The organism is Pseudomonas promysalinigenes, assembly GCF_014269025.2.
GTDB lineage: Bacteria > Pseudomonadota > Gammaproteobacteria > Pseudomonadales > Pseudomonadaceae > Aquipseudomonas > Aquipseudomonas promysalinigenes.
In genome coordinates, this window is sequence record NZ_CP077094.1 from 3743386 (window position 1) to 3769284 (window position 25899).

The 25899-nt window shown below is 61.8% G+C and carries 14 protein-coding genes, 1 tRNA gene and 2 pseudogenes; 2 read left to right on the plus strand and 15 right to left on the minus strand.

Annotated features, from left to right (window positions below):
* The first annotated feature begins 8 nt into the window (after positions 1-8).
* On the plus strand, positions 9-449 hold the full coding sequence (locus HU725_RS16985; RefSeq protein WP_186478881.1) for a hypothetical protein: 441 nt from the start codon (positions 9-11) through the stop codon (positions 447-449).
* A gap of 46 nt (positions 450-495) precedes the next feature.
* Here HU725_RS16985 and mqo read toward each other — a convergent pair whose 3' ends face one another.
* Positions 496-2133 (minus strand): malate dehydrogenase (quinone), encoded by a 1638-nt coding sequence (gene mqo / locus HU725_RS16990; protein WP_186478880.1) that lies wholly within the window; start codon positions 2131-2133, stop codon positions 496-498.
* A 319-nt stretch (positions 2134-2452) separates the two neighbouring features.
* Here mqo and HU725_RS16995 point away from each other — a divergent pair, with 319 nt between their 5' ends.
* Positions 2453-3142: a phytanoyl-CoA dioxygenase family protein gene (locus HU725_RS16995; protein WP_186478879.1), complete on the plus strand. Its 690-nt coding sequence runs from the start codon at positions 2453-2455 to the stop codon at positions 3140-3142.
* 23 nt (positions 3143-3165) lie between these two features.
* On the opposite strand, the gene HU725_RS17000 is transcribed toward HU725_RS16995, so the two are convergent.
* From HU725_RS17000 to dapA, 14 genes and pseudogenes are all read right to left on the minus strand, one after another.
* A complete protein-coding gene (locus HU725_RS17000; protein WP_186478920.1) occupies positions 3166-4641 on the minus strand; it encodes a TolC family protein in 1476 nt (491 codons plus the stop codon).
* 50 nt (positions 4642-4691) lie between these two features.
* Entirely contained in the window at positions 4692-15854 is an 11163-nt protein-coding gene (locus HU725_RS17005; protein ID WP_217872359.1) for a DUF4347 domain-containing protein, read from the minus strand.
* A gap of 90 nt (positions 15855-15944) precedes the next feature.
* Positions 15945-16475, minus strand: a complete 531-nt coding sequence (locus HU725_RS17010; protein ID WP_186478661.1) for a phage tail protein — start codon at positions 16473-16475, stop codon at positions 15945-15947.
* Positions 16476-16513: 38 nt separating this feature from the next.
* Positions 16514-16852 carry a DUF6916 family protein gene (locus tag HU725_RS17015; protein WP_186478662.1) on the minus strand — a complete coding sequence of 113 codons (339 nt, stop codon included), beginning with the start codon at positions 16850-16852 and terminating at the stop codon, positions 16514-16516.
* The gene (locus HU725_RS17020) at positions 16849-17358 is read right to left on the minus strand and encodes a GNAT family N-acetyltransferase (protein ID WP_225915496.1); all 510 of its coding nucleotides are present in this window, start codon (positions 17356-17358) and stop codon (positions 16849-16851) included. Before HU725_RS17020 ends, HU725_RS17015 begins: the two co-directional genes overlap by 4 nt.
* A 114-nt stretch (positions 17359-17472) precedes the next feature.
* Positions 17473-19572 carry an efflux RND transporter periplasmic adaptor subunit gene (locus HU725_RS17025; protein WP_186478663.1) on the minus strand — a complete coding sequence of 700 codons (2100 nt, stop codon included), beginning with the start codon at positions 19570-19572 and terminating at the stop codon, positions 17473-17475.
* Positions 19569-20567: pseudogene (locus HU725_RS17030) on the minus strand (efflux RND transporter periplasmic adaptor subunit); the annotation flags it as partial. The pseudogene HU725_RS17030 and the gene HU725_RS17025, both read right to left, overlap by 4 nt.
* A gap of 89 nt (positions 20568-20656) precedes the next feature.
* Positions 20657-20888: pseudogene (locus HU725_RS23205) on the minus strand (HlyD family secretion protein); the annotation flags it as partial.
* Positions 20885-21595 (minus strand): efflux RND transporter periplasmic adaptor subunit, encoded by a 711-nt coding sequence (locus tag HU725_RS17035; RefSeq protein WP_225915548.1) that lies wholly within the window; start codon positions 21593-21595, stop codon positions 20885-20887. The gene HU725_RS17035 and the pseudogene HU725_RS23205, both read right to left, overlap by 4 nt.
* Positions 21596-21998: 403 nt before the next feature.
* A tRNA-Ser gene (locus tag HU725_RS17040) sits at positions 21999-22088 on the minus strand.
* 91 nt (positions 22089-22179) lie between these two features.
* Positions 22180-22890, minus strand: a complete 711-nt coding sequence (gene purC / locus HU725_RS17045) for a phosphoribosylaminoimidazolesuccinocarboxamide synthase (protein ID WP_011535129.1) — start codon at positions 22888-22890, stop codon at positions 22180-22182.
* A gap of 29 nt (positions 22891-22919) precedes the next feature.
* Positions 22920-23678 (minus strand): MBL fold metallo-hydrolase, encoded by a 759-nt coding sequence (locus HU725_RS17050; protein ID WP_060478883.1) that lies wholly within the window; start codon positions 23676-23678, stop codon positions 22920-22922.
* Entirely contained in the window at positions 23679-24797 is a 1119-nt protein-coding gene (gene bamC, locus HU725_RS17055) for an NlpB/DapX family lipoprotein (protein ID WP_186478666.1), read from the minus strand.
* A gap of 15 nt (positions 24798-24812) precedes the next feature.
* Positions 24813-25700: a 4-hydroxy-tetrahydrodipicolinate synthase gene (gene dapA, locus HU725_RS17060; RefSeq protein ID WP_186478667.1), complete on the minus strand. Its 888-nt coding sequence runs from the start codon at positions 25698-25700 to the stop codon at positions 24813-24815.
* Positions 25701-25899: the final 199 nt, after the last annotated feature.

Sequence of the window (25899 nt, forward strand, 5' to 3'; positions counted from 1 at the left end):
AAACCTCTATGAGCCGTGCTCGCCGGAAGATCACCTTGACCAACCTGAGCGAGTTTTCCCGCCTGATGCCCCAAGTCCCTCAAGACCAAGTGCTAGGTGAACTGGCTGACTTGTCGCTGGAATGCTCGCTGGCTTATGCCCTGAGCAAGACCTTTCTACGCGATGGGTGGATCGCCGAGTACCGCCACCTGCAAAACCCTGCCCGCCTGAGCCCGCAGAGCGATCTGCTGCTGTTTGCCACCTCTGGCAGTTTGGTCCTGGAAATGGCCGATGGCTCTGAACGGCATGTAGCACAAGGTGAACAAATGGTGCTCAGCGCCGAAAGCGAAGCGACGGTGGTTCCGGCCGGCTGCGAGGGCGAAGTCAGCGTCTTGGCCCTGGCCGTGGGCCTGAACCTCACCGAAGTGCTGCAGGAGCTTGGCCCCGACGGCGCACCTTTGGCGCAATGAAAAAAGCCACGGGATACCCGTGGCTTTGTTTCGCCGACTTCCCTGATTAAAGGGCCATGTCGTTCTCGGCTTTGCTTTCGACCGGTGCGCTTGGCGCAACGCTGGTGCCGACGCTTTCGTCGATGACCGGCGGCTTGGCCAGTTGCAACACTTCTGCGGTGTAGTTCCACTCTTTCTGGGTGGCCGCTGCAGAGTCGTTAAGCTTGGTGCCGTAGCTCGGTACGATCTGCTTGATCTTGGCCTGCCACTCAGGGGTAGCGACCTTCTCCTTGAACACCGTTTCCAGCACGTTCAGCATGATCGGCGCTGCGGTCGATGCACCCGGCGAGGCGCCCAGCAGACCCGCGATAGTACGGTCTTGGGAAGCCACCACTTCGGTGCCCAACTTCAACACGCCGCCCTTCTCTTCGTCACGCTTGATGATCTGCACACGCTGACCGGCCTGCCACAGCTTCCAGTCTTCCTTCTTGGCATTCGGGAAGTAGGTACGCAGGGCTTCGAAACGGTCATCATCCGACAGCATCAGCTGGCCGGCGAGGTACTCGACCAGCGGGTACTGATCGATACCGACCTTGGTCATTGGCCACACGTTGTGCGTGGTGGTGCTGCTCAGCAGGTCGAAGTACGAGCCGTTCTTCAGGAACTTGGTCGAGAAAGTGGCGAATGGACCAAACAGGATCACGCGCTTGCCGTCCAGCACGCGGGTGTCCAGGTGCGGTACCGACATGGGCGGGGCGCCAGTGGAGGCAATGCCATAGGCCTTGGCCATGTGTTGCATGGCCACGGTTGGGTTCTCGGTCACCAGGAACGAGCCACCCACTGGGAAGCCTGCGTATTCCTTGGCTTCTGGAATACCCGATTTCTGCAGCAGCTTCAGCGCGCCGCCGCCGGCGCCGATGAACAGGAACTTGGCGTCGGTAGCCGAGGTGCTGCCGTCCTTGAGGTTCTTGTACTCGACATGCCAGGAGCCGTCTTCGTTGCGGGTGATGTCCTGCACTTCGCTGGACAACTTCAGGTCGAAGCCGTTCTGAGTCTGCAGGTGGCCCACGAACTGGCGAGTGATTTCGCCGAAGTTGACATCGGTGCCGATAGGCGTCCAGGTGACCGCCAGCTTCTGGTTCGGGTCACGGCCTTCCATCATCAGCGGGACCCACTTGGCGATCTGCGCGTGGTCCTCGGAGTACTGCATCGGGCGGAACAGCGGGCTTGCCTGCAGTGCCTCGTAACGCTTCTTGAGGAACTTGATGTTGTCATCGCCCCAGACGAAGCTCATGTGCGGGGTGGTGTTGATGAACGAGTGCGGGTTCTTCAGCACGCCTTGGCGAACCTGCCACGACCAGAACTGGCGGGAGATCTGGAAGGCTTCGTTGATTTCGATGGCCTTGGAGATGTTGACGTTGCCGTCTTTGTCTTCCGGGGTGTAGTTCAGCTCGGCCAGCGCGGAGTGGCCGGTACCTGCGTTGTTCCAGCCATTGGAGCTTTCTTCGGCCACGCCATCGAGGCGCTCGACCATTTCCATCGACCAGCTAGGCTCCAGCTCGTGCAGCCACACGGCCAGGGTGGAGCTCATGATGCCGCCGCCGACCAGCAGCACATCGACTTTCTTGGTTTCTGCGGCGTGCGCTTGCATGAAGCTCGCAGCAACAGCCAGACCCAGCAAGGTCTTGCCAGCTTTCTTGAACATTGATCAATTCCAGTCAGTAGAACGGAGGGTGGGCCTGTGGCTGACCCAGATGCTTCGTGTTCTTGCGCGCAGGCTTTTTATGATCATTGTTCAGCGGCTTGAAGAACCAGAAAACGCTTCAGGCTTTTGTCGAATTGACTGGCAAGGCTGAATCGTTTCGCTGATTGTAACCGAATCGTCAGCACAAACAAATTGGTGCCCTTTCGGTCAATTAGGCGCTTTGCCCCAGTGACAGCTTGTCACAGCGCCTGAAGCCAGCTCGTAAAGGCCTACCCCGCTCGCTATGATTGCCGACTGGAAAACACGGATGTGACTACCCATGACCGAACGCGGCCAGCCCCATCAAGAAGGCTACATCCTGCTCCGTCAGGCGATCCCACAGCAGTGGCTGGATGACCTGCGCAGGGTGTTCGAAGCCGGCGTGCAGCCCCCAGAACGATGGCCTGTGCCGCGTAACTCCAACTGGCGCTATGCACAACTGGATGAACATCGGCAAATTCAGGCCGTTTGTCGCCTGCCTGAAATATTGGCAAGCAGCGGGATGCTGCTGGGCGAGCGGTTCTTTCTGGCCCAGGTTGAAGGCCGCGACCCAGTTGCCGGTGGCGGCCACCAAAGGTTGCATCGTGACGGCTCGGGGGTGCGTGCGGGCGATACGGTGAGCGCACTCATTTATCTGGACGATTTCGGCCCCGACAATGGTGCCACGCGCATCGTGCCGGGCAGCCATCGACCGCATGCCGGCGAGCCCCCTTTTGACTTCGACGACGAATCGCAAGCGATACAGCTGGCTGGCCGCGCTGGCGATGCCTTGGTGTTCGATGCCGAGCTGGTGCATGCAGCCAGCCGCAACATCAGCGGCGCCAAACGCCGCACGCTGATGGTCAGCTATCGAGCCGAGGCTTTGTACGCTTTGCACGTAGAAACCCGAGTGCTGCGTAACGTACGCATGGCCACCAGCGACCGATTCGAACCCTCAGGCAAGGCGCTCGGCCAGCTAGCTAGCAGCTGAACGCCATTACTGAGCCAGCGGTATCAGCGGTTCCAGCCGGCCTCGCTGTTCTGCAGGGCAGTTGCGATGGTCTGCAGCCTGTCGTCCGGCAAGGAGTCCGGCAACGGGTCGGCCCCCGAGCTGATGTACAACTGAGCGTATGCTTTGCGCATTTCGGCGTAGGACAGATCACGCTTGAGCTGAGTCTGCAGGTTGTTCAGCTCGCCCTGGATCAGCTCCAACTCACCTATGTTCTGGGTCTGATAGCGGTTGCGCAATTGCTCGGCAATCTGCCCATCGAGGCTCGCCAGTTCTTCACTGGTATGGAACTGCCGCACCGCCTCGTTGAAATTGGCATTGGCCACGTACAGTTGCGCCAGCACTGCCATGGACATTGCCTGACGGCGGGCGGCGACTACATCCTCGCCCGCTTCGGCGACTTTGATCGCCCTTGGCCCTGAGAGCACGTTGAACAGGTTCCAGGTGACTTTGACCCCGTAATCGGCCCAGCTCTGATTGGTCAGGAACGAGTTGCTGTCGTAGTGACCGCCAACCGACAGCTCCAGCCCTGGCAGCAGGCGCAGCATGGCCTTGCGGGTTTCTGCCGCACTGATGCGCGCTTGGTAGTCCTGTTCGCGCAGCTCCGGGCGGCTGGCCAGTGCTTGCTGCTCAAGCTGGGCGAAGTCGGCCTTGAAAGTCGGCACCTGATAGCTGTCTTCAGCGGCGAGGGTGAAGTCGGTATTGAGCGGCAAGTTGATCAGCGCAGCCAGCTCGGTCTTGGCCAAAGACAGCGCACGGCGCTGCTCTTCCAGCTGACGGGTGGCCTCGATCAAGGCGCGCTGGTAGCTCAAGCTTTGCACGGGGTCGCCCAAGCGCTGGGCGGCCATGCGCTGGCTGTTGTCACGAGCCTGGTCGATGCGCCCCATCAGGCTATCGATCTGGCTCAGCAAGCGCTGGGCAGCCACGGCGCGCCAGTAGGCCGAACGCACATCCTGGGTAATGGTGTGAATGACCTTGCGCCGACGCTCTTCGAGAATCAGGCGTTGGTCCGCCTGCTGCTTGGCACTGACGTAGCTGACACCGAAGTCCAGTACGTTCCACACCATGGTCAGGTCGGCCACGTCGCGGTCGCGGTCTTGGGAAGTCGAAGGTTCGAGGGACTGGGTGCCAGTGCGAATGCTCTGGCTACTGGACGCCCCCACATTGTTACGACCGGCGTAACCTGCGGCCAGGGCCATACGCGGCAGCATGTCGAAGCGAGCCAGATCGACCTGGCGCTGAGACAGCGCCTCTTCCATGACTTTCAGGCGGGCCTCGAGGTTGTACTTGACCGCGCGTGCCATGGCTTGGTGCAGAGTCAGTGGCCCTTTGATTGGCTCCTGATCCTTGAACATGGTCGCAAGGTCGGTTCTGGCACGTGCCTCGCTGACACTACGGTCGATCGGCTGGCTGGTCACGGCGCAGCCGCTGATGGCCAATACCAACAGGCTGGTGGCGAAGAGTTTGTGGCTATTGTTCATCCTTGGACCGCCCCCTGGTACGGCCGTGTTATCAAAGTGCATGCTGTGTTTCATGCCCGCTGTCCGATCGCTGTCGGTTGAGCCAAGGCCTTGGCCAACTCGCGCACGTGGCGCTGGTCGATTTCATTGATCTGCTGCAGTTGCTGGCCGAAGGTCGGTGCTCCGAACACGCCTCGCAAGCCTTGACTGAGATCGCTCTGCTTCCACTGGCTGCCGTTGAAGACATTCATCTCAGTGACGCCCGGCACCTGCTGGCTGAATAGGCTGGCAAGGGTGCTGCTGCCAAACACCCCTCCTTCACCGCCGCCCATCCCTGCACTGCCGGCCAGGCCCGAGAAACCGCGGTCGCTGGTGCCGAATACCTGAGCGATAAAGCTCGGCGCACTGCTGGCATTGCCGAGGAAAATCGTGCCCAGTGGCCGCAAGTCACCACCGACGCTACGCACATCGAACAATGGCGGCGGTAGCAGCGGCGATAGGCCCGCGTCGATCACGGGCGCTGGCAACCGCGGCGGGGCTAACGGCGCTTGAGGCGTGCCTGGGGCTTGCGGTGGGTTCAAGCGATACTCCAGGTCACCGGCATCCTGGGTCTGGATCGACTGCGCCTGGCCGACCATCGACACGCCCAAGGCGTTGCCTGCGCTGTCCTGAACGCCACTGTTCGCTGCATTGAGACTCAACGCCAGGCTGCCCTGCCCGCGCAGGTCACCCACCACGATGCGGTAGGTTCGACCGTCAAGTTGTTGCACCGACTGCACTACACCACTGGCAGCGTTGCTGCCGAGCACCGAAAAGTCACTGGCATCGACACCGCTGACCGCTTCGTCGAATGTCAGGGTAAAGCTCAGGGTACGGTCGCCGGGCGACACAGGGCCATCGACCACGATGCTGCTTGGCTGAGGTGCTTTGGCATCGACCAGAATGCCTCGGGTATCGCCCAGGTTGTTCAAGCCCGTGTTGGCGTCGTTGCCTTGGGTGTCACGCAGGCTGCCACCATTCAGGTCGATCGTTGGGGCGACGGCGAAGCTGCTATTGCCGGCCATACCACGGGTGACACTGAGGCGGAACAGCAGCGCAGTACCGCCAGAGGTGGACACATAGTCGGCGTATGCCACCTGGCCGTCGTCCAGCGTGATCGCCAGGCGAGGGTTGCCGTTACTGCTGTTCACCAGCACCGCTTCATCGGTGTTGACGATGAAGTCCAGGTTCTGGCCAGCGACGTAAGTACCGTTGGCTGGCACCTGCACGCTGACCACGCTTGGCGCGATGCGGTCGATGCTGTAGCTGGCACCGGTCAGGCCACCGCTGACGGCGTTGCCGGCGGCATCGACGATACCGGTGCCGCTGCCGGCCAGGTCCAGGCGCAGGCTGCCCTGGCCACTTAGGCCATCGACCAGCACGGTGTAAGTGCGCCCATCCAACGAGGTGACGCTGCTGATGCTGCCAGCGGCGCTGCCGCCGAAGATCAGGTTGAAATCACTGGCGTCCACGCCGCTGACGGTTTCACTGAAAGTCACGCTGAAGCGCACCGAGCTGGCATTGTTCGGGCTGGCATCGATGCGCACGATGCTGCTGGCGCCCGGTGCGGTGGTGTCCACGTGCACCCCGGCAGTACTGCCCACGCCGTTCAAGGCAAGGTTCAGGTTATTGCCGGCCAGGTCCGTCAGCGTTTGGCCACGCAGGTCGAGGCTGCTGACCGCGATGCCATCGCTGTCGTTGTCGCCCGCCTGGACGATGTACTGGAACACCAGCGCCGACGTGCCACTGCCAGACACGTAGTTGGCATAACGGGTGACCCCGCCCACATCCAGCGCCAGTCGCGGCGCCAGTGCGCCGGTTTGCACGGCTTCGCTGGCGTTGACGGTGAAGGTCAGCACATCGCCGGCCTGGTAATTGCCATCGGCAGGTGTCTGCACGCTGGCCACCGTCGGTGGCACGGCATCGATGCGCACCAGGCTGGTATCACCCACACCCGCCAGGGCGGTGCTGGCAGCGTTGCCGACGCTGTCACGCAAGGTCGCGCCATTGAGTTCGATGCTGTTGCCCAGGGTGATGCCGTTGCTGTCGAGCTGGCCGTTGACCACCGTCAAGCGGAACACCAACGCGGTGCTGCCCGCGCCGGACAGGTAGTTGGCGTAGGCCGTGACGCCATTGTCCAAGGTCACTTGCAGGCGTGGCGTGCCAGTGCTGGTATCCAGCAGCACCGCTTCATCGGTATTGACGATGAAGTCCAGGTTCTGGCCAGCGACGTAAGTACCGTTGGCTGGCACCTGCACGCTGACCACGCTTGGCGCGACGCGGTCGATGCTGTAGCTGGCACCGGTCAGGCCACCGCTGACGGCGTTGCCGGCTGCATCGACGATACCGGTGCCGCTGCCGGCCAGGTCCAGGCGCAAGCTGCCCTGGCCACTCAGGCCATCGACCAGCACGGTGTAAGTGCGCCCATCCAACGAGGTGACGCTGCTGATGCTGCCAGCGGCGCTGCCGCCGAAGATCAAGTTGAAGTCACTGGCGTCCACGCCGCTGACGGCTTCACTGAAGGTCACGCTGAAGCGCACCGAGCTGGCATTGTTCGGGCTGGCATCGATGCGCACGATGCTGCTGGCGCCCGGTGCGGTGGTGTCCACGTGCACCCCGGCAGTGCTGCCCACGCCGTTCAAGGCAAGGTTCAGGTCATTGCCGGCCAGGTCCGTCAGCGTTTGGCCACGCAGGTCGAGGCTGCTGACCGCGATGCCATCGCTGTCGTTGTCGCCCGCCTGGACGATGTACTGGAACACCAGCGCCGACGTGCCACTGCCAGACACGTAGTTGGCATAACGGGTGACCCCGCCCACATCCAGCGCCAGACGCGGCGCCAGTGCGCCGGTTTGCACGGCTTCGCTGGCGTTGACGGTGAAGGTCAGCACATCGCCGGCCTTGTAGTTGCCATCGGCAGGTGTCTGCACGCTGGCCACCGTCGGTGACACGGCATCGATGCGCACCAGGCTGGTATCACCCACACCCACCAGGGCGGTGCTGGCATCGTTGCCGACGCTGTCGCGCAATGTCGCGCCATTGAGTTCGATGCTGTTGCCCAGGGTGATGCCGTTGCTGTCGAGCTGGCCGTTGACCACCGTCAGGCGGAACACCAACGCGGTGCTGCCCGCGCCGGACAGGTAGTTGGCGTAGGCCGTGACGCCATTGTCCAAGGTCACTTGCAGGCGTGGCGTGCCAGTGCTGGTATCCAGCAGCACCGCTTCATCGGTATTGACGATGAAGTCCAGGTTTTGGCCAGCGACATAAGTACCGTTGGCCGGCACCTGCACGCTGACCACGCTTGGTGCGATGCGGTCGATGCTGTAGCTGGCACCGGTCAGGCCGCCGCTGACGGCGTTGCCGGCGGCATCGACGATACCGGTGCCGCTGCCGGCCAGGTCCAGGCGCAGGCTACCCTGGCCACTCAGGCCATCGACCAGCACGGTGTAAGTGCGCCCATCCAACGAGGTGACGCTGCTGATGCTGCCAGCGGCGCTGCCGCCGAAGATCAAGTTGAAGTCACTGGCGTCCACGCCGCTGACGGCTTCACTGAAGGTCACGCTGAAGCGCACCGAGCTGGCATTGTTCGGGCTGGCATCGAGGCGCACGATGCTGCTGGCGCCCGGTGCGGTGGTGTCCACGTGCACCCCGGCAGTGCTGCCCACGCCGTTCAAGGCAAGGTTCAGGTCATTGCCGGCCAGGTCCGTCAGCGTTTGGCCACGCAGGTCGAGGCTGCTGACCGCGATGCCATCGCTGTCGTTGTCGCCCGCCTGGACGATGTACTGGAACACCAGCGCCGACGTGCCACTGCCAGACACGTAGTTGGCATAACGGGTGACCCCACCCACATCCAGCGCCAGACGCGGCGCCAGTGCGCCGGTTTGCACGGCTTCGCTGGCGTTGACGGTGAAGGTCAGCACATCGCCGGCCTGGTAATTGCCATCGGCAGGTGTCTGCACGCTGGCCACCGTCGGTGACACGGCATCGATGCGCACCAGGCTGGTATCACCCACACCCACCAGGGCGGTGCTGGCAGCGTTGCCGACGCTGTCACGCAAGGTCGCGCCATTGAGTTCGATGCTGTTGCCCAGGGTGATGCCGTTGCTGTCGAGCTGGCCGTTGACCACCGTCAGGCGGAACACCAACGCGGTGCTGCCCGCGCCGGACAGGTAGTTGGCATAGGCCGTGACGCCATTGTCCAAGGTCACTTGCAGGCGTGGCGTGCCAGTGCTGGTATCCAGCAGCACCGCTTCATCGGTGTTGACGATGAAGTCCAGGTTCTGGCCAGCGACATAAGTACCGTTAGCCGGCACCTGCACGCTGACCACGCTTGGCGCGATGCGGTCGATGCTGTAGCTGGCACCGGTCAGGCCACCGCTGACGGCGTTGCCGGCGGCATCGACGATACCGGTGCCGCTGCCGGCCAGGTCCAGGCGCAAGCTGCCCTGGCCACTCAGGCCATCGACCAGCACGGTGTAAGTGCGCCCATCCAACGAGGTGACGCTGCTGATGCTGCCAGCGGCGCTGCCGCCGAAGATCAGGTTGAAATCACTGGCGTCCACGCCGCTGACGGCTTCACTGAAAGTCACGCTGAAGCGCACCGAGCTGGCATTGTTCGGGCTGGCATCGATGCGCACGATGCTGCTGGCGCCCGGTGCGGTGGTGTCCACGTGCACCCCGGCAGTGCTGCCCACGCCGTTCAAGGCAAGGTTCAGGTCATTGCCGGCCAGGTCCGTCAGCGTTTGGCCACGCAGGTCGAGGCTGCTGACCGCGATGCCATCGCTGTCGTTGTCGCCCGCCTGGACGATGTACTGGAACACCAGCGCCGACGTGCCACTGCCAGACACGTAGCTGGCATAACGGGTGACCCCGCCCACATCCAGCGCCAGACGCGGCGCCAGTGCGCCGGTTTGCACGGCTTCGCTGGCGTTGACGGTGAAGGTCAGCACATCGCCGGCCTTGTAGTGGCCCTCCAGCGGCGGCGCCACACTCACCACCGTTGGGACAACGCCGTCGACATTGACAGCGGCAGTACTGGCCACATTGTTCAGGGTGGCAACAATGGTATTGCCCGCCAAGTCGCGGATGGCGCCGCCATTGAGCTCGATGCTGCTACCTACGGTAATGCCATTGCTGTCGAGCTGGCCGTTGGCCACGGTCATGCGGAATACCAGGGCAGTGCTACCGGACCCGGATACATAGTCAGCATAAACGGTGCCGCCGTTATCCAAGGTGACAGCAATGCGCGGCACCCCGCCAAGCGTATCGAGCACCACCTGCTCGCTGAAGTTGACGGTGAAATCCAGGTTCTGGCCGGTGATGTAAGTGCCGTCGGACGGTGCCTGGACGCTCGCCACCCGTGGCAGCACACCGTCGACCACAATATTGCTGCGCCCACCAAGAGAGTCGCTGGCCCCCACGCTCGGCAGGGTAAGGACCGCCAGGTCATTGCTGGCATTGGCCAGGATCGCGCCGTTGAGTTGCAGCGCCGCCGTGCTTTGGAAGTCCAGGTCGGCACTGACATCCCCTGCCTGCACGGTGTACTTGAACACTAGTGTATTGCTGCCCGAGCCGCTCAAGTAAACCGCCGCCCGATCAACCAAGCCAGTCTCCAGCAGCAGGCTAGGCACCCCACCGCTGGTATCGGCGTTGACCACCTGGTCGAACACCACGTTGATCAACACTTCATCACCCACCTTCACAGTGCGGTCCAGCCCTTGGGCCGAGACACTGGTGACTCTGGGGTTCAATGGGATGACGTTGATCGTAAGGGTATCGATATCGGTTTTCGCCCCACCGCTTCCACTGTTGCCATTGTCATTGGTCTCGATGGTGAGGGTGGCGCTGCCGATGAAGTTGCTAGCAGAGGTGAAGGTCAGGGTCTGCAAGGCTGCATTGAGGTTGGCACGGGTACCCTCGAAGATCATCAACGGGTTGTTGGTTCCCGTCCCCAACAGCAGAGTGATACCGCTGAGGCTGCCAAGGCTTAGAGTGCCATTGGTCGCGCTCAGGAACACGGTTAGCAGGCCATTGCCTGCATCGACATCGCTGATGGATATCGCATTGCCGTTGGCAGTATTGAAGCCTAGGCCGATGCCTTGCTGGGCAGTCTGCGCTACGGGCAGGTTGTTCACCGGCGCATCGTTGACCGCATTGACATTGAGGGTCACGGTCTTGCTGTCGGTCTGCGCAGGGCCGCCGGTATTGCCGCTGTCGTCGAGGGTGACCGTAAGGATCACGCTATTGGTGGCATCCTGCGTGGTCTTGAAGGTCACGCTGTTGGCGGCGATGAAGAGGTTGATATCGGCCAGGCTGCCGGACAGGGTCAGCACGCCAGTATCGGCGCCACCGACGGTGACGCCCAGCCCACTGCTGGCGCTCAGCGTGCCGCTGGGTACCGAGAAGGTAGCAGTGACGGTGCTCGCACCCGCATCCACATCGCTGAAGCTGATACCGCTGATCACGCTCGCCACATCCTCGGTCACGGTGATCGACGCCGGCGCGGTAACCACGGGCGCATCGTTCACTGCAGCGACTTGCAAGGTCAAGCTGGTGGTGGCGTCAGAAACGCTCAACGTGTTGACGTTGATGGTCAGTTGCACATCGCCGCTGGCGTTGGCCGCCGGAGTGAAGACCAGGCGATTGTTGGCGATGAACAGGTTGATATTGGCCAAGGTGCCGCTCAAGGTGAGCGCAGTCGAGGTACCCCCCACTGTCACACCACCGGCGCCGGTCGCGCTGAGGGTACCGCTGGCGACCGAGAAGGTCACGATACCCAATGTGGAGTCGACATCGCTGAAGCTGATCTGGCTGAGCGCGGTGGGTGTGTCCTCGATGATCGGCAAGGCGGCTACAGCAGTGATGACTGGCGAATCGTTGACGGCGGTGATGGTGATGTCACGGGTCACGGCAGCAGACGCAAGATTACCGCCATCGGTCACGATGAACTGCACCGTGCGGGTGGTGGAGTTCGGGTTGTCCGAGGCGTTGTTGTAGCTCACCGCACGCAGGGCGGCCTGGAATTGCTCCACGGTTGCCTGGTTGCCCGCGGAAGTAAGCGTCAAGGTGCCAGTGCCCACATTCCACACGCCGACGATATTGCCCATCGACACACCGTCGTTGATGAAGCTGAGGCTGTCCTGAGCGCTGTAGTAAGTCAGCAGGCGGGCGGTAGCCCCAAGCGGATTGGGGCCGTCCGTATCGGCCAAGGTCAGGGCCGGGTCCACCGCGATTGGGCTTGAAGGCACGTTATTGCCTTCGATCCAGGCCGCCGGGGTGCCGCTTACAGTAACCACTGGCGCGTCGTTGACCGCCGTCACCACTACATTGGCGCTATCGCTGGCCATGGAATAGGCCGACGTGCCACCGGAGGCTAGGACACTGACCTTGCTGCCCTGCAGGCCGGCGTTACTGCTTTGATCCCAAGCCTTGTAGGTGATGGTCGCGGTTTCGCCATGGATGCCGTCAGGCACGAAACGCACCAGGTTCTGCGCGGTGAGGAGCAACGCAGCGCTGGAGGAAACCACCCCCACATCATTCCAGGTGCTGCCCGCGTCGAGGCTGTACTGCCACTTGCCATAGGTGCCGGTCAGGCCGGTGACCGCCATACCCTTGAGGGCGCCGGTATCGACATCGGTGACCCCGCCCAACAGTGATTGGACGGTATTGCCGCCGTTGTTTACAGCGGTGTCGGTGAGCCCGCTCAGGCTAGGTGAGACGGGTGTCATCACAGGTGCATCGTTGACGGACGTCACCCCTTGGTTGGCCACTGCAGTAGCGCTGGAGAATGCTGAAGCGCCGCCGTTGCTGGAGGTATCGGCAGTGCTGCGGATACCGTTGACAGACGCATTACCCTGCGTTTGATCCCAGCCACGGAAAGTGAAACTCGCGGTTTCGCCGTTGGCGCCGTCGGGGACGTAGCGCAGATAGGTGGTGGCGCTGAGCAACAGCGCGCTGGTATTGGACACGGCACCGAAGTCAGTCCAGTTGGCGTTATCGGAGGAATACTGCCAAGTGCCGTTGCCGCCCCTGGCCACCACCGCGATGCCGCTCAAGGCACCGGCGTCGGCGTCGACCACGGTGTAGTTGGCCAGCAGGGTTGAAACCTGCATGCCAGTTGCGGTCGTGTCTTCGGTGATGCTCGGCAGGCTGTAAGGCCCGCCTGACAACACCGGAGCATCGTTGACGCTCACTAGCGAGACAGTACTGAAGATGCCCACTGCCGTGGTCGGCAGGCCGCCGTTGGCGGAGCCTCCGTTATCGCTCAGGGTGTTCAGGGTCACTACCCGGTTGGCCGTGTTCGGGCTGTCGCTGTCATTGCGATAGGCCAGAGTATTGACGATGGTCTGCGCCGTCGACGTATCCAGGCCTGCGCTGCTGCTGAGGATGACAGTGGCTGTACCACTGACCACCGAGACCGTGACCTGCGTGCCGTTGTTGGTGGTGACCACACTGTTGCCATTGACCAGGGCCACGTCACTGCCGTCGATGACCAGCTTCTCGGCCGCGCCATTGGCGACATTGGTGACGGTGAACGTGATCTGGGCCACTTTCTGCCCGGACTCCACGGTATTGATCGTCGCCCCACTGAACAGCTGCACGGCTGCGGTGTTCTCGGTGTAGGTCGGGTTGGCCGCCGATACACTGACCGAAGGTGCATCATTGACAGACGCGACGGCCACGCTGACCACCGAGACGGTGCTGCTACCGCCAGCACCGTCATCCATGCTGATCGACACGCTGCGCACCGTTGTCGACGGCTCGGTGGTGTTGGAATTGCGGTATGCAAGGTTATGGATCAGCGCTGTGACCGTGGCCGCAGTAGCATTGCTGGTCAAGGTGATCACCAGTGGATTGCCGTTACTGCCGCCGGTGAAAGTGCCCAGCACCAGGCCGTTGTACAGCACCGAGGCGCCGGACAGCACAATCTGGTTGGCCCCTGCCCCCTGATCGCGGATGAACAGCACATCTTCACCGGACGTACCGCCAGCTGTGACCTGCACCGTCAGCTTGCCGCCGCTGAAGCTGGCCGAGTCGGCGTCGGTGACCGTCGCATTGCTGCCGGCATCGAGCAGAGCGTAGGCGCTTTTTTCCACGTAGGTGACGGAATCGCCGTTGAGGTTTCCGATTACCGGGGCTGCCACTGCGGCAACCGTGAAGTTCAGCGTGGTGTTGTTGGAAATACCTTTGAACACGGCGCCGTCGGCGTCCACGAAGGCTTTCGGACCTACCCGCACGGCATAGCCCACGCCACCCTCCAGCAAGACCGACGGGTCGATGGTCCAGGTAGTACCGGAGCCGGTAACCTGTGAACTGCCTATGGGGATGCTCTCGACGATGGTGTTGTCCGAGAGGCGCACAATATCGATGGTGCCTGCGCCCTTGGTTACAGACTCACTGAAGGTCAGCGTGATGTTCGCGTTAGGGCTGACATTGGTGGCATTGTCGGCGGGCGAGCTGGCGACGAGCTCAGGAGCGGAACCATTTTGCAGATAAAGGGCGCCAAAGCTGCCATTTGTTGCGGAAAACAAGTCCAGGTCACCGTCACCATCGAAATCGCCAACGCGGTAGTTGGCCCCGGTGTGGTCGTTCAGGCTAAGCCCGGCAAAAGGTGATGATCCGATGCTGGTGATGGTGAAGGTGCCGTCGCCATTGCTTTTAGCGAACTGGAAAGCAGTCCCATTGCCACCGGTCTGATAGAGAATGTCCCCGCTGCCGTCTGCGTCGAAGTCGCCGACAACTACCCGGCCGTTGGCCAAGGGAGTTGGGAACCCGCTGGTAGACAGGCTGGAGAATGTTCCATTGCCATTGTTGCGGTAGTAGCTGCCAGTCTGACCACTGACGGTGGCCAGCACGTCAAGATCGCCGTCGCCATCGAAATCGGAGACAAAGTAGTTGTTACCGGCATTATCCACCAAACTGAGCCCGCTGAAGGGTGATTGGGCTTGGGTCAGCAGGGTGAATGTGCCGTTGCCATTACTGCGCGCATAGCCCCAGGCGCTGCCATTGCCGCCGCTCTGATAGAGGATATCGGCATCACCATCACCGTCGAAGTCGCCGACCACCATGCGCGAACCGCTGGCAACCGTGGGAAGTGTCGCGTTGGACGCGACGACGAAGGCCCCTGCGTCGTTACGGAAATAGCTACCTTGGGTACCATTGACCCCCACCAGAAGATCCACGTCCCCATCGCCATCGAAGTCGGCGACGAAGTAGTTGGAGTTGTTATGATCAGGCAGCGATAAACCGGCGAACGGGGATTGAGCCTGTGTAAGCTGGGTAAAGGTGCCATCACCATTACTGCGGGCATAGGCCCAGACGCTACCGTTGCCGGCGGTTTGGTATAGGATGTCGGCATCACCGTCGCCGTCGAAATCCCCAACCACGGTTCGCCCGGCCGCGCCGATGGTGACGCTGAACGGCGCAGTACTGGAGGTGCTCCAGCTGGCGACCAGGACACCCTCGTAGCCGTCGACCGTCAATGCCGAAGTTTCGATTGCACCTGTGTTGCGCTCCAGCGTCCAGTTGCCGCCCAGAAGCGCAGACCCGGTATCGTCCGTAGAGGCGGCGACATCGGCACCTGTGATACTCGCCAGTTGCTCGATGAAGTTCTGCCCGACGCTGCTGTCACCCACACGGCAGCCATAGATCATCAGGTCGCCATCAGCCTTTAGCGCAGCGCCGATGCCCTCGAGCGCGGCACGGTGCTCGGCCAAGTTGCTCGATGCCAGCCACAGGTTACCTGCTTGCACCGTACCGTCGGCGCCGTGCGACAGCAGGTGAACCGCATCCAGGGCTTCACGACCCTGGAGGTAATCGGCCATCTGCTGCAAGCCGTCCTTGGTCGGGTCAAGCACCACGATTTCGGCGTTGCCAGCCAGACCGGCCAGCAATTGTTGGACATTACCGACCTGACCATCGACGAACACCACCTCCTGACGCTGGGCAGCTCTACTGTCTTGGGTGTTCTGGGTGAGACGTCCATCGTTGCTGGTGCGGTCTTGCTGCGCAGTTTGCTCTTTGGAGGTGCTGTCGACGGTCGACTCAGCGGTGGACTGCGCTGCATCCTGAGCAACTGCCCCAACAGATGCATCGAACATGATCCGTGGCTCCAAGGCGATCAGCAATGGCGCTGCGACAGGGTCGGCTAGCGGCAGCTGCGCATCAGCCTTACGGATGAATCGTTCGATGAGTTTCATGGTGCACCTCCGGGTGTGCTACAGCCCTGCCATCGACGACAACGCTGCGAAAAAAATGGCGGCGCCCTGCAAGGCGCCGCCAGTCGTGCATCAGTCGCGAGTTGGATACTCGCCTATCAGGGCGATGATGAAGCTGACGGCCAAATAAGGGCTGCGTGTAGCCAAAGGCGCCGAACCACCGGCAGTTGCACTTTGGAGCGTTACCGCAGACGCGGGTGCAGCCGCATACATATTGATAGGGTTCAAGTCTTTGTCGACTGCGGCAGCCAAATAACCATCGGCCAATGGCTTGTTGCTGGTACCTTCGGCCGTTGAAGCGGTGATCGGATGATTGTGGATGGGCATGTTGCTCTGCTGCAAAGTAACCGTTTCAGCACCTGCCGCATGGCCGATAGTTACAGGTTGCAGGCCGGTTCCCGTACCCCAATGAACCGGCGACCGCCCCTGGAAATTCGGCAAGGCAAAAGTACTAACGCCGTCACCGCCATAGGTTATACCGAGCAAAGAATACAACGCGGCATTCTGCGAAATAGACATACTCTGGCCGTTACACAGGGAGTAACCACGGGGCGCGAAGTTGCCTGCGAACATCTTGATTTCGCCGATAAATGGATCGCTCATCACACACTTCCTTAGTTGAGTTGCGTCTGTTGAAATCTTCAGCAGTCAGCCGTTGACTGAATTTTTTCGCGATGGATGATCGCTTCCAGTCTGGCGCGCCCGTCGGCGCCTGGCATGATGGGCGTGAACAGTAATAACCATTGCTGCTCATTGGGGCCGAATAACCGGTACATCTGCGACGGCAGCGTGACTTCTGCCGGCACCGACAATACGAGCGAATAGCACTCATAGCGCTCATTCATCGCCACTTCCGGGTAAACACCGGCCAGGCTGACTCGAATACCCTGGCCTGGCGCCACTTGCAACACAAACCCTTGAGGATCTGCCTGTTCGAGCTCTGCTTGACTGGGAATGGCGTGGAAGTCTTGTGCGCTCATGAAACATTCCTGGAAAGGGCCCTGGGAGCACGGCGCATCCGCAGATACACCCCCGACTGGTTGACGACGGCGAAGCCGAGGCGGCCATACAAGCGCTGGGCGCAGTTGTAGGTTTCAACGAACAATTCGACCATCACGCCTTGTTTATCGGCACGCTGTAGCATTTCATCAATCAACGTGGTGCCAATACCCTGGTTTTGGTATTCAGAGATCAACGCGATATCGATCAAGTTGGCTTTCGTATTGCCCCAGAACCGATAGAGCCGACCAATGGCTTGGCCGTTGTGCTCAATGATCAGAAATTCGGCGCCGCTGTAGTGGGCCTGATAATAAGCATGCTGGGTTTGAAACTGCTGGCTGAGGAACCGAGCGATCTGCTCGGCAGACCATCCGCTATGTGACATTTCCTGCGCACGGGTCTGCGCATATAGGCGCTCAAGAAACGCCATATCGTCTGATTGCAGCGCACGAAGAGTCACAGCGTCCTGGCACATCAATGCACTCATCCCTGAAACTTCGGCTAATCACTTAGCAAGCTATTGTTATTTGTAAATTTGCACCACGCCAAGTTACGTGGCGCATTGATATCAGATTACCGCAACTGTCCTACAATCGCACGATCAAAATCCACTTTCCCTCACCCCAATTGCTGCCGTGCGTCGCCATGCCGCAGCTAGCAACGACTCGCCTTGCCCCTCGAGCACAACAACGCCGCGCACCGGATGAGTTATAGCCAAGGATGTGGGGTGGCGTAACTGAAACTGCACACCATATTGCCCTTGCAAGGGCTGAGCGCGCTTCTGATCGTCACGGCGGGTTGCAATAGGCCCGTGATGCTCAGAAATCAACGCCTCCTGATCGATGTACGCCACGCCATTGGCGTCCATCGACTGCAGCGTCACCGGCAGAGCGTCACGCAACACATCGTCAGCAACGAACTGGCCGTCAGCACCCGGCTTCACCCGCCATAGATCCGATTCGGCCAAGTAACCGCGCAAGCGCAGGCCACTTTCAGCCACGTAGACCAGCGGCAGCTCAGAACTGACCCAGCGCCCGGGCACCAGGTTGTCGGCCATGTCCCGTATGATGCCTGCGTGGGGCGCACGCAATACCAAGCGGTCGCGCTGAGCGGCGAGGCCGCGAAACTCGGCCACGGCCTCGGCCAGGCGCTGTTCGAGAATACCGCTGTCCGCCGCCGTCTCGCTGCGCCCGGACTGACGCCGCAACTGTAGTTGCAGAATCTCGATCTCGCGCCGGCCTATGCCCATCCGCGCCTCCAGGTCGGGCGACACCAGGCTCAGCAAGATCTGGCCTGCCTCCACCGCCTGCCCATCGCTGACCTGCACCTGGCGCACTTGCGCGGCAGCCGGGGCATGCAGGGGGCTCAAGCGCGCCACCTCCAGCATCGCGGGCACTTCCACGCTGCTGCGCCATGGCAGCAGCAGTATTGCCAACATCAGCACCAGGCCGCTACCGAGCAGCAGTACCTTGCGTGGCTGGGCCGCTTGGCGGTGCTTCCACCAATGCTGCCACTCGCGCCAGATCGGCAGGCCGATGAACCACACCAGCTCGACCGTCATCAGGAAAATGCCGAGCACTTTGAAGAACAAGTGATACACCGCTAATGCGATACCGAAGAACAGCACGGCGCGCCATAGCCACGAAGCGTAGCTCCAACACAGCAACCGTCGACGCAGCTTCGGTGACCAGCGTTCAGGCATCGGCTCGCCGTACCCGAACAACAATTCGCGCAGGTGCCAGCGCCCCAGGGCAAAGCCGCGGCCTTGCAGGTTGTCTACGCCCCACAGGTCACTGAGCAGAAAGTAGCCGTCAAACCTCATGAGTGGGTTGACGTTGATAGCCACCGTTGTGATCCAGGTGGCACTGGCCAACATGAAAGCAGCGGTGCGCCCTGCCCCGTCCGGCAGCAACGACCAGGCCAGCAGGGCGATACAAGCCAACAGCAGCTCGGCAAGCACACCGCCTGCACCGATCAGCAGGCGTGTGCGGCGGTCCTGCACGCGCCAGGCATCACTGACATCGGTATAGAGCATCGGCAGCAGGACCATGAAGGCGATGCCCATGCTCGACACCCGGCAACCGGCGCGCTTGGCCATGTAGGCGTGGCCGAACTCATGGCACAGCTTGGCAAAACCCAACGCGATGGCGAACGCCGCCATGCCCCCGAGGCTGAGCAGGTGCGGGAAAGTGGCAAGGAAACGCTCCCAGTCCCGCATCACCAGAAACACGCCCAGCAGTAGCACGGCTGGCAAACCAAAACGCAACAGGTTCGGGCCGTAGCGCTCCAGCCAAGGCCAGGTGCGGTTGAGAAACGCATCTGGCCGCCACAGCGCGACACGGAAGAACAGGTACTTGTGCAACACCAGGCTCCAGATGCCCTGGCGCTGCGCCGCAGCCTTCGCCGCATAAGTGGCGCGCTGCTCGGCATCGGTGGCGCTGATCAGGTCATGGCCGCGCAAAAAATGCAGCAGTTCCTCCAGGGACTGGCCGTTCAACGGTGCCCCTGGCTCGGTATTGGCCGCGTTCAGCACTTGCCCAGGGTCACCCAGATCCCAATGTCGAAGTAAGCGCATGGCCGGGGCGCCGAGTTTGAAATAGCGCCCGCGCAGCGGGTCGGCCAGGGTCCACTGGGGCGCGCCATCAAGCGCCGGCGCCCCCGGCGAAAGCTGAAGGTCTGGGCGAAGCGCCGGCAGCCTCACAGGCCCACCGACTGGCGCAGGGCCGCCAAGGGCCGACGCAGCAGGTACAACGCCAGTGGAGCACGGGCACCGTATACCTTGGCGGTGCCACGCAGGCCAATGCGCGGCGGCGATTGCCCGAAGCTGGCATCCAGCCGGTAGGCCAACTGCCCGGCCGGGGTCGTCTGAGCTTGATAAGCCATGCGTTCAAGCGTGGCATCGTGGCGGTTCAACGGGTCGCTGTCGAGAAACAGCGCAACCTCGGCACCAGGCGCCAGCCCTATGGCGTCAGCCACCGGCAACTCGATCCGAAGCTCGGCCTGGGCTGGGTCGGCGATCTCCATCAAGCGTTCACCGGTGCGCATCGGCTTGCCGACAAAACGCTGGCCATCGGCGAATACCGCGATGCCATCGCGCTCGGCGCGCACCTCACTGCGCCCGAGCAGATCACGAGCGTAATCGCGCTCGGCACGCTTTTGTTCGACCCTGGCCGCCAGCAGGTCGAGCCGGGCACTGGAGTCTGCATCGGAGAATGCCCGCTGGCTGTTGGCGCGCAATTCGGCCTCTGCGACGCCAAGGGTACGCTCGGCCACATCGGCCTGAGCCTTGAGCGTGGTGGCATCGAAGCGCACCAGTACCTGCCCGGCCTGGACGGCCTGGTTTGGCTTGATCTGCAATTGCGCAACGACCCCGTCCAACGGCGCAGCGACCACTTGGCCGTTGCGTGGCACCACCTCGGCAGGCGCCAGCACCGACTGCCGCACCGGCACCAGCAAGGTCAGCAGCAGCACGCCGGCCAGCGCCCAGCGCGTGCGAGCCGGCCAGCGCAGACGCCATGGCTTACCAGGCTGCAGGGCACACCAGGCATGGCCATAGCAGTCGCCCAACTGCACAAGCAAGGCCTGCTCGGCGTCGTTCCAAGGGTTGTCGCGGGCCAGCCACAACCCTCCGAACACTTCGCCTTTACGGTCCTTGAGCGGTAGCCAGAACCCATAGGGCGCCGACAAGCCCTGCCATTCTTCGCGGCTAGCTTGGTCAAGGTCCTCAGCCGGCACTACTCCGGCCAGGGCGAAACGCTCACTGGTCGCCAACCGCGCAGCGACGCGCTCGATGAACACCACGAACGGGGCGTTGGGTTCCACAGCGCTGATGCCGGTCAAAGCGCGCACCTTGCCGGTGATCAGCAAAGCACCATGGCGGTAGCCAAACAACGGCTGGCTGTCATTGACCATACTGAACGCCAGGGTCTCCAACGACGATGCGCTGCGGGCCTGACGCTCCAACTTCAGATAATGGGCAAGCAGTTGCTCGAGCGCGCCTGGCACCGGGGCGTTCATGGCCGCTCCGCAAACTGCGCGGTACCGCTCATACCGGCCAGCAGCCCCGGCGTGTTGGCCGGTACGCTGGCTATCAGCAACAGGGTCTGGCTGCCCTCGTCAATCCGCGCACCCAGTCGCTTGACCACCGCCTCGATAGGCTTGCCAGTCTCATCGGGTACGAAGCTGAAAGCCTGCTCGGGCTTGAGCCTGCCAAGCCAGCGCGACGGCACCAGCAGGTGGATTTCCAGGGAACGGTTATCGACGATTTCCAGCAGCGGCGCACCGCTGGCCACACTCTCGTGAGCCTGCACTCGACGCGTTACCACCTGGCCATCGAACGGTGCCTTGATCTGGCAGCGCTGCACCTGCACCTGATAAACCTGCGATTCAGCCTGAGCCTGGGACTGGCGCGCCTCGGCCAACGTTACTTCGAAACGGCCGACCGAATTCAACGCCGCCAGTTGCTGCTTGTTACGCAGTTCTTCCCGGGCAGCACGTACGGCAGCGGCGGAGGCGTTGGCCTGAGCCTGGTAAGCGCTGCAGTCGAAACGCACCAGCACATCGCCTTTATTGAATGCCTGCCCTTCGGCGTAGGGGATTTCAACCACTCGGCCAGGCAACTCACTAGCCAGCACCGCCTGGGAACGGGCACGTAGCACGCCACGAACTTCGCCAGCAGTGGCGCTGGCAGCGTCCAACAACGGGTCGCCAGCGTCGGCAGCCATCACCCCAGCGCAGAACAATGCCAGCACCGCACCCCAGACAACCTGCTTCATCTCGCTACGTCCCTGTAATGAATTGCACCGCTTGAACACGATGTATCGGCTGCCCGCACAAGAACGTGAGCGCCGCTGGTCTGCGTGTTTGGCATTTTTGCGCGTTAGAGATCACATTCCGTCAAGGCGCAAGCTCCTCGCCAGCCTTGGGAAAGTGGCCGGATGCTATCAGTGATTATGCGCGCCCGGAAGTACCCTTGTGAGGGTGGCGGATTAGGACTTGGAACGGGTTGCATACGCTCGAGGGTGCGGATGGCAGACGATCGAAACACAAGGTGTTCACCCTGGTCCTGGGCCGAAAACGACAAAACCCCGAAACGGAACCGTTTCGGGGCTTTGTTTACTTCGCGTATGGCGGAGAGATAGGGATTTGAACCCTAGGTACTGTTGCCAGTACAACGGATTTCGAATCCGTCCCGTTCGACCACTCCGGCATCTCTCCAATGCCGCGCATCATACCAGCGAATTCTTGAAAGGCAAACCTTTTTTCAAAAAAAATCACGTGGTATCAGGCGCTTGCGTGAACGCGCAGCTTACAGCGGCACGCCCAGACGCTTGGCAACTTCTTCGTAGGCTTCGATCACGTCGCCCAGGCCCTGACGGAAGCGATCCTTGTCCATCTTCTTGCGGGTTTCTTTGTCCCACAGGCGGCAGCCGTCGGGGCTGAACTCATCGCCCAGGACGATCTGGCCATGGAAGACCCCGAACTCCAGCTTGAAGTCGACCAGCAGCAGGCCGGCGTCATCGAACAGCTTGCTCAGCACTTCGTTGACCTTCAGCGACAGCTTCTTCATCTCGACCAGTTGCTCGGCGGTACCCCAGCCGAACGCAACAACGTGGGACTCGTTGATGAACGGATCACCCTTCTCGTCGTTCTTGAGGAACAGTTCGAAAGTGGAAGGCTCCAGCTTGATGCCCTCCTCCACGCCCAGGCGCTTGACCAGGCTACCGGCAGCGTAGTTACGTACCACGCACTCGACCGGGATCATGTCCAGCTTCTTGACCAGGCATTCGTTGTCGCCCAGCAGCTTGTCGAATTGAGTCGGCACGCCGGCCTCTTCGAGCTTTTGCATGATGAAGGCGTTGAACTTGTTGTTGACCATGCCTTTGCGGTCGAGCTGTTCGATGCGCTTGCCGTCGAACGCCGAGGTGTCGTTACGGAACAGCAGGATCAAGCGGTCGGCGTCGTCGGTCTTGTAAACCGATTTGGCCTTGCCGCGGTAGAGTTCGTCGCGTTTTTCCATGATTGGGCTCCGCTTGCTGAGGTGTTGGGCTAGGCGATTTCGCGCCAGTCGAGCCCGTGTTCCTGATTAGCCACCTGGAGCCAGGCCGGGTCGCACCCTAGGGTGTCGACGAAGCATTGGCGGGCCAGATGTGGCAGGTTGTTCTTGCTGCTGAGGTGGGCCAGCACCAGGTGCTGCAGGGTGCTCCAGCCCAACTCCTGCACCAGGCGCGCGGCCTGATGGTTGTTCAAATGTCCGTGCATGCCACCTACCCGCTGCTTGAGAAAGGCAGGGTAATGACCGCGTGCAAGCAGGTCACGGCAGTGGTTGGCTTCGATCAGCAGTGCATCCAGGCCCTGATAACGCTCGAGCAGCCGCGCATCGTACGAGCCAAGGTCGGTCAGCATGCCGAACCGCCGACGCCCATCACTGATCACGTACTGCAAGGGCTCGTAAGCGTCGTGCTCGACCCGAGCCGCGCTCACTTGCAGCGCGCCAACCTGCAACCGCTCGCCACAAGCGAGAAAACCGGCCACCTCCACCGGCTTGCGCATGCCGCGCAATGTGCCCTGGCTGAGGTAGACCGGTACATTGTAGCGCCGCGAAAGCAACCCCACCCCATGCACGTGGTCGGCATGTTCGTGGGTCACCAGCACGGCACTCAACTGGGCCGCCGAAACGCCGAGCAACGCCAGGCGCCGCTCGGTTTCACGCAGGGAAAAACCGCAATCGACCAGGATGAAGGTGTCACCACTGGCGATCAGCGTGCCATTTCCCTGGCTGCCGCTTCCAAGTACCGCGAAGCGCACTTAACCCAAGTGGTCCTGAATGGCGCTCAGTACACGGCGGGCGACATCGGCCGGGGCCACGGTGTTGATGTTCTTCTCGACGGTGACCTGCACGCTCTCGCCAACCTTGCTCAGGCGTACCTGATAGCGCTCGGCGCGGGCTTCACGCTCTTCCTTGGTCGGGGCACTGCCGAACAGGCGGCCGAAGAAGCCTGGCTCGTTCTGCTTGTCCTCGGGCTTTTCCGAGAGGTTGATGTAGTACAGGCCCAGGCTGCGGTTGATGTCCTCAACCCGCCACTGGCCACCCTGCTCAAGCGCACGACCCACACCGGACCAGGCACGGTCCAGGTCGGAGCCCAGGAACAACACAGGGTTGCCGCTACCGTCTTCGCTCAGGCTGACCCGGCTAGGGGCGTCGAAATCACGCGCTGCCAGCAACGATACCGAACCGCCCTTCTCGGCGCTGCGGCTCATGCTGGCGAGCATTTCGTCGACCAGCAGCGCATCGGCGCCGTTGTTTGCGGAAGTGGACGGGAAAGCAGGGTCGGCAGTGCTACCGGCCGGGCGCTCGACGCTGACGATGTACACCTCGGAGGTGTTGCGCTGCACACCAGGCTCGATGCGCACGCGCACACGCACTTCGCTGTCGCCGCTACTGGCGGTGCTCGCCAGACGCTGGCCGAGCGACGCCGAGAGCTCGTCGAAACGCTGCCAAGTGGTGTTGAATTCACCAGTCTGCGGGCGCTCTTCAGCAATACGGAAGCCATTGTCCTCGAAGAACTGGTGCGCCACCGGCCACACTTCGGCCGGTGAGTGCTGAGCCAGTACCCAGCGGCTGCTGCCACTGCGCTGCAGTGTGTAGTCGCTGGCTTCGACGCCGGCACTCAGGGGTTGTGGACGCGGCACCTCGAACTCGCCAGTGACGCTGTCGTCGGCGACGTTGCGCGGAATTGGCAGCAACGGGTCGAGGCGTTTGACGTTGGCCGCATCCGGTGGCAATTGCATCGGTGCAGTCGGGTGCGCCTGCAGGTAATCGCTGCCGCGGTCACGGAAATAGCCATCCTCGCCCCACAGCCAGCCACACCCACTGGTGCTGGAGATAATCAGGGCAAGCGCGGAAAGACCAGCCAGTCGCTTCATGCGGTGTACTTCCTCTTAAAACAGTACGCCGGACTGGCGCAAGGCAGTACGGACTTTTTCGTGGCAGCCTTCGCTCAGCCAGGTCAATGGCAGGCGAATGCCTTTGTGCATCAGGCCCATTTCCACCAGCGCCCACTTCACAGGGATCGGGTTGGCTTCGCAGAACAGGTCTTTGTGCAGCGGCATGAGTTTTTCGTTGATTGCGCGGGCCTTCTCGGCATTGCCCTCAAGGGCGGCCTCGCACAGGTCGGCCATTTCGCGCGGGGCGACGTTGGCGGTGACCGAAATGTTGCCCTTGCCGCCCATCAGGATCAGCTCGACGGCGGTTGGGTCGTCACCGGACATGACGATGAAGTCCTTGTCGACACCTTCGAGGATTGCTTTGGCGCGGGCCAGATCGCCGGTGGCTTCCTTGATACCAATGATGTTCTTGACCTTCGACAGACGGATCACGGTCTCGGCCTGCATGTCGCACGAGGTGCGGCCAGGCACGTTGTAGAGGATCTGCGGGATGTCGACGGCTTCGGCGATGTGCTTGAAGTGCTGATACAGGCCTTCCTGAGTCGGCTTGTTGTAGTACGGCACCACCAGCAGGCAGGCATCGGCGCCAGCGTTCTTGGCGTTCTGGGTCAGGTGCACGGCTTCGGCGGTGGAGTTGGCACCGGTACCGGCGATGACCGGGATCGGCTTTTTGCTGTGCTTGACGCGCTCGACCACATGCTTGATGACCAGAATGTGCTCTTCGACGTCGAGCGTGGCCGACTCACCGGTAGTGCCGACAGCGACGATCGCGTGGGTGCCGTTTTCCAGGTGGAAGTCTACAAGTTTGTCGAGGCTGCCCCAGTCCAGACGCCCTTGTGCATCCATGGGTGTGACCAACGCCACCATACTGCCCGCAATCATGTAACTGCTCCTGCCGGAAAAAGAGAGCGGTAATGGTACTGGGGGCATCGACCTTGCACAAGCGAAGCAGGCGGGCGGAGCATTCCCCTCGGCGCCTTATTTCGCTACCCTTGATCCTTTGATCGGTGCAGCGCGGCCCGCCGGGCCGTCGACCATGCTCCCCGGCCAGTGTCCACGTCCTCGCATGCGAGCCCCGGGC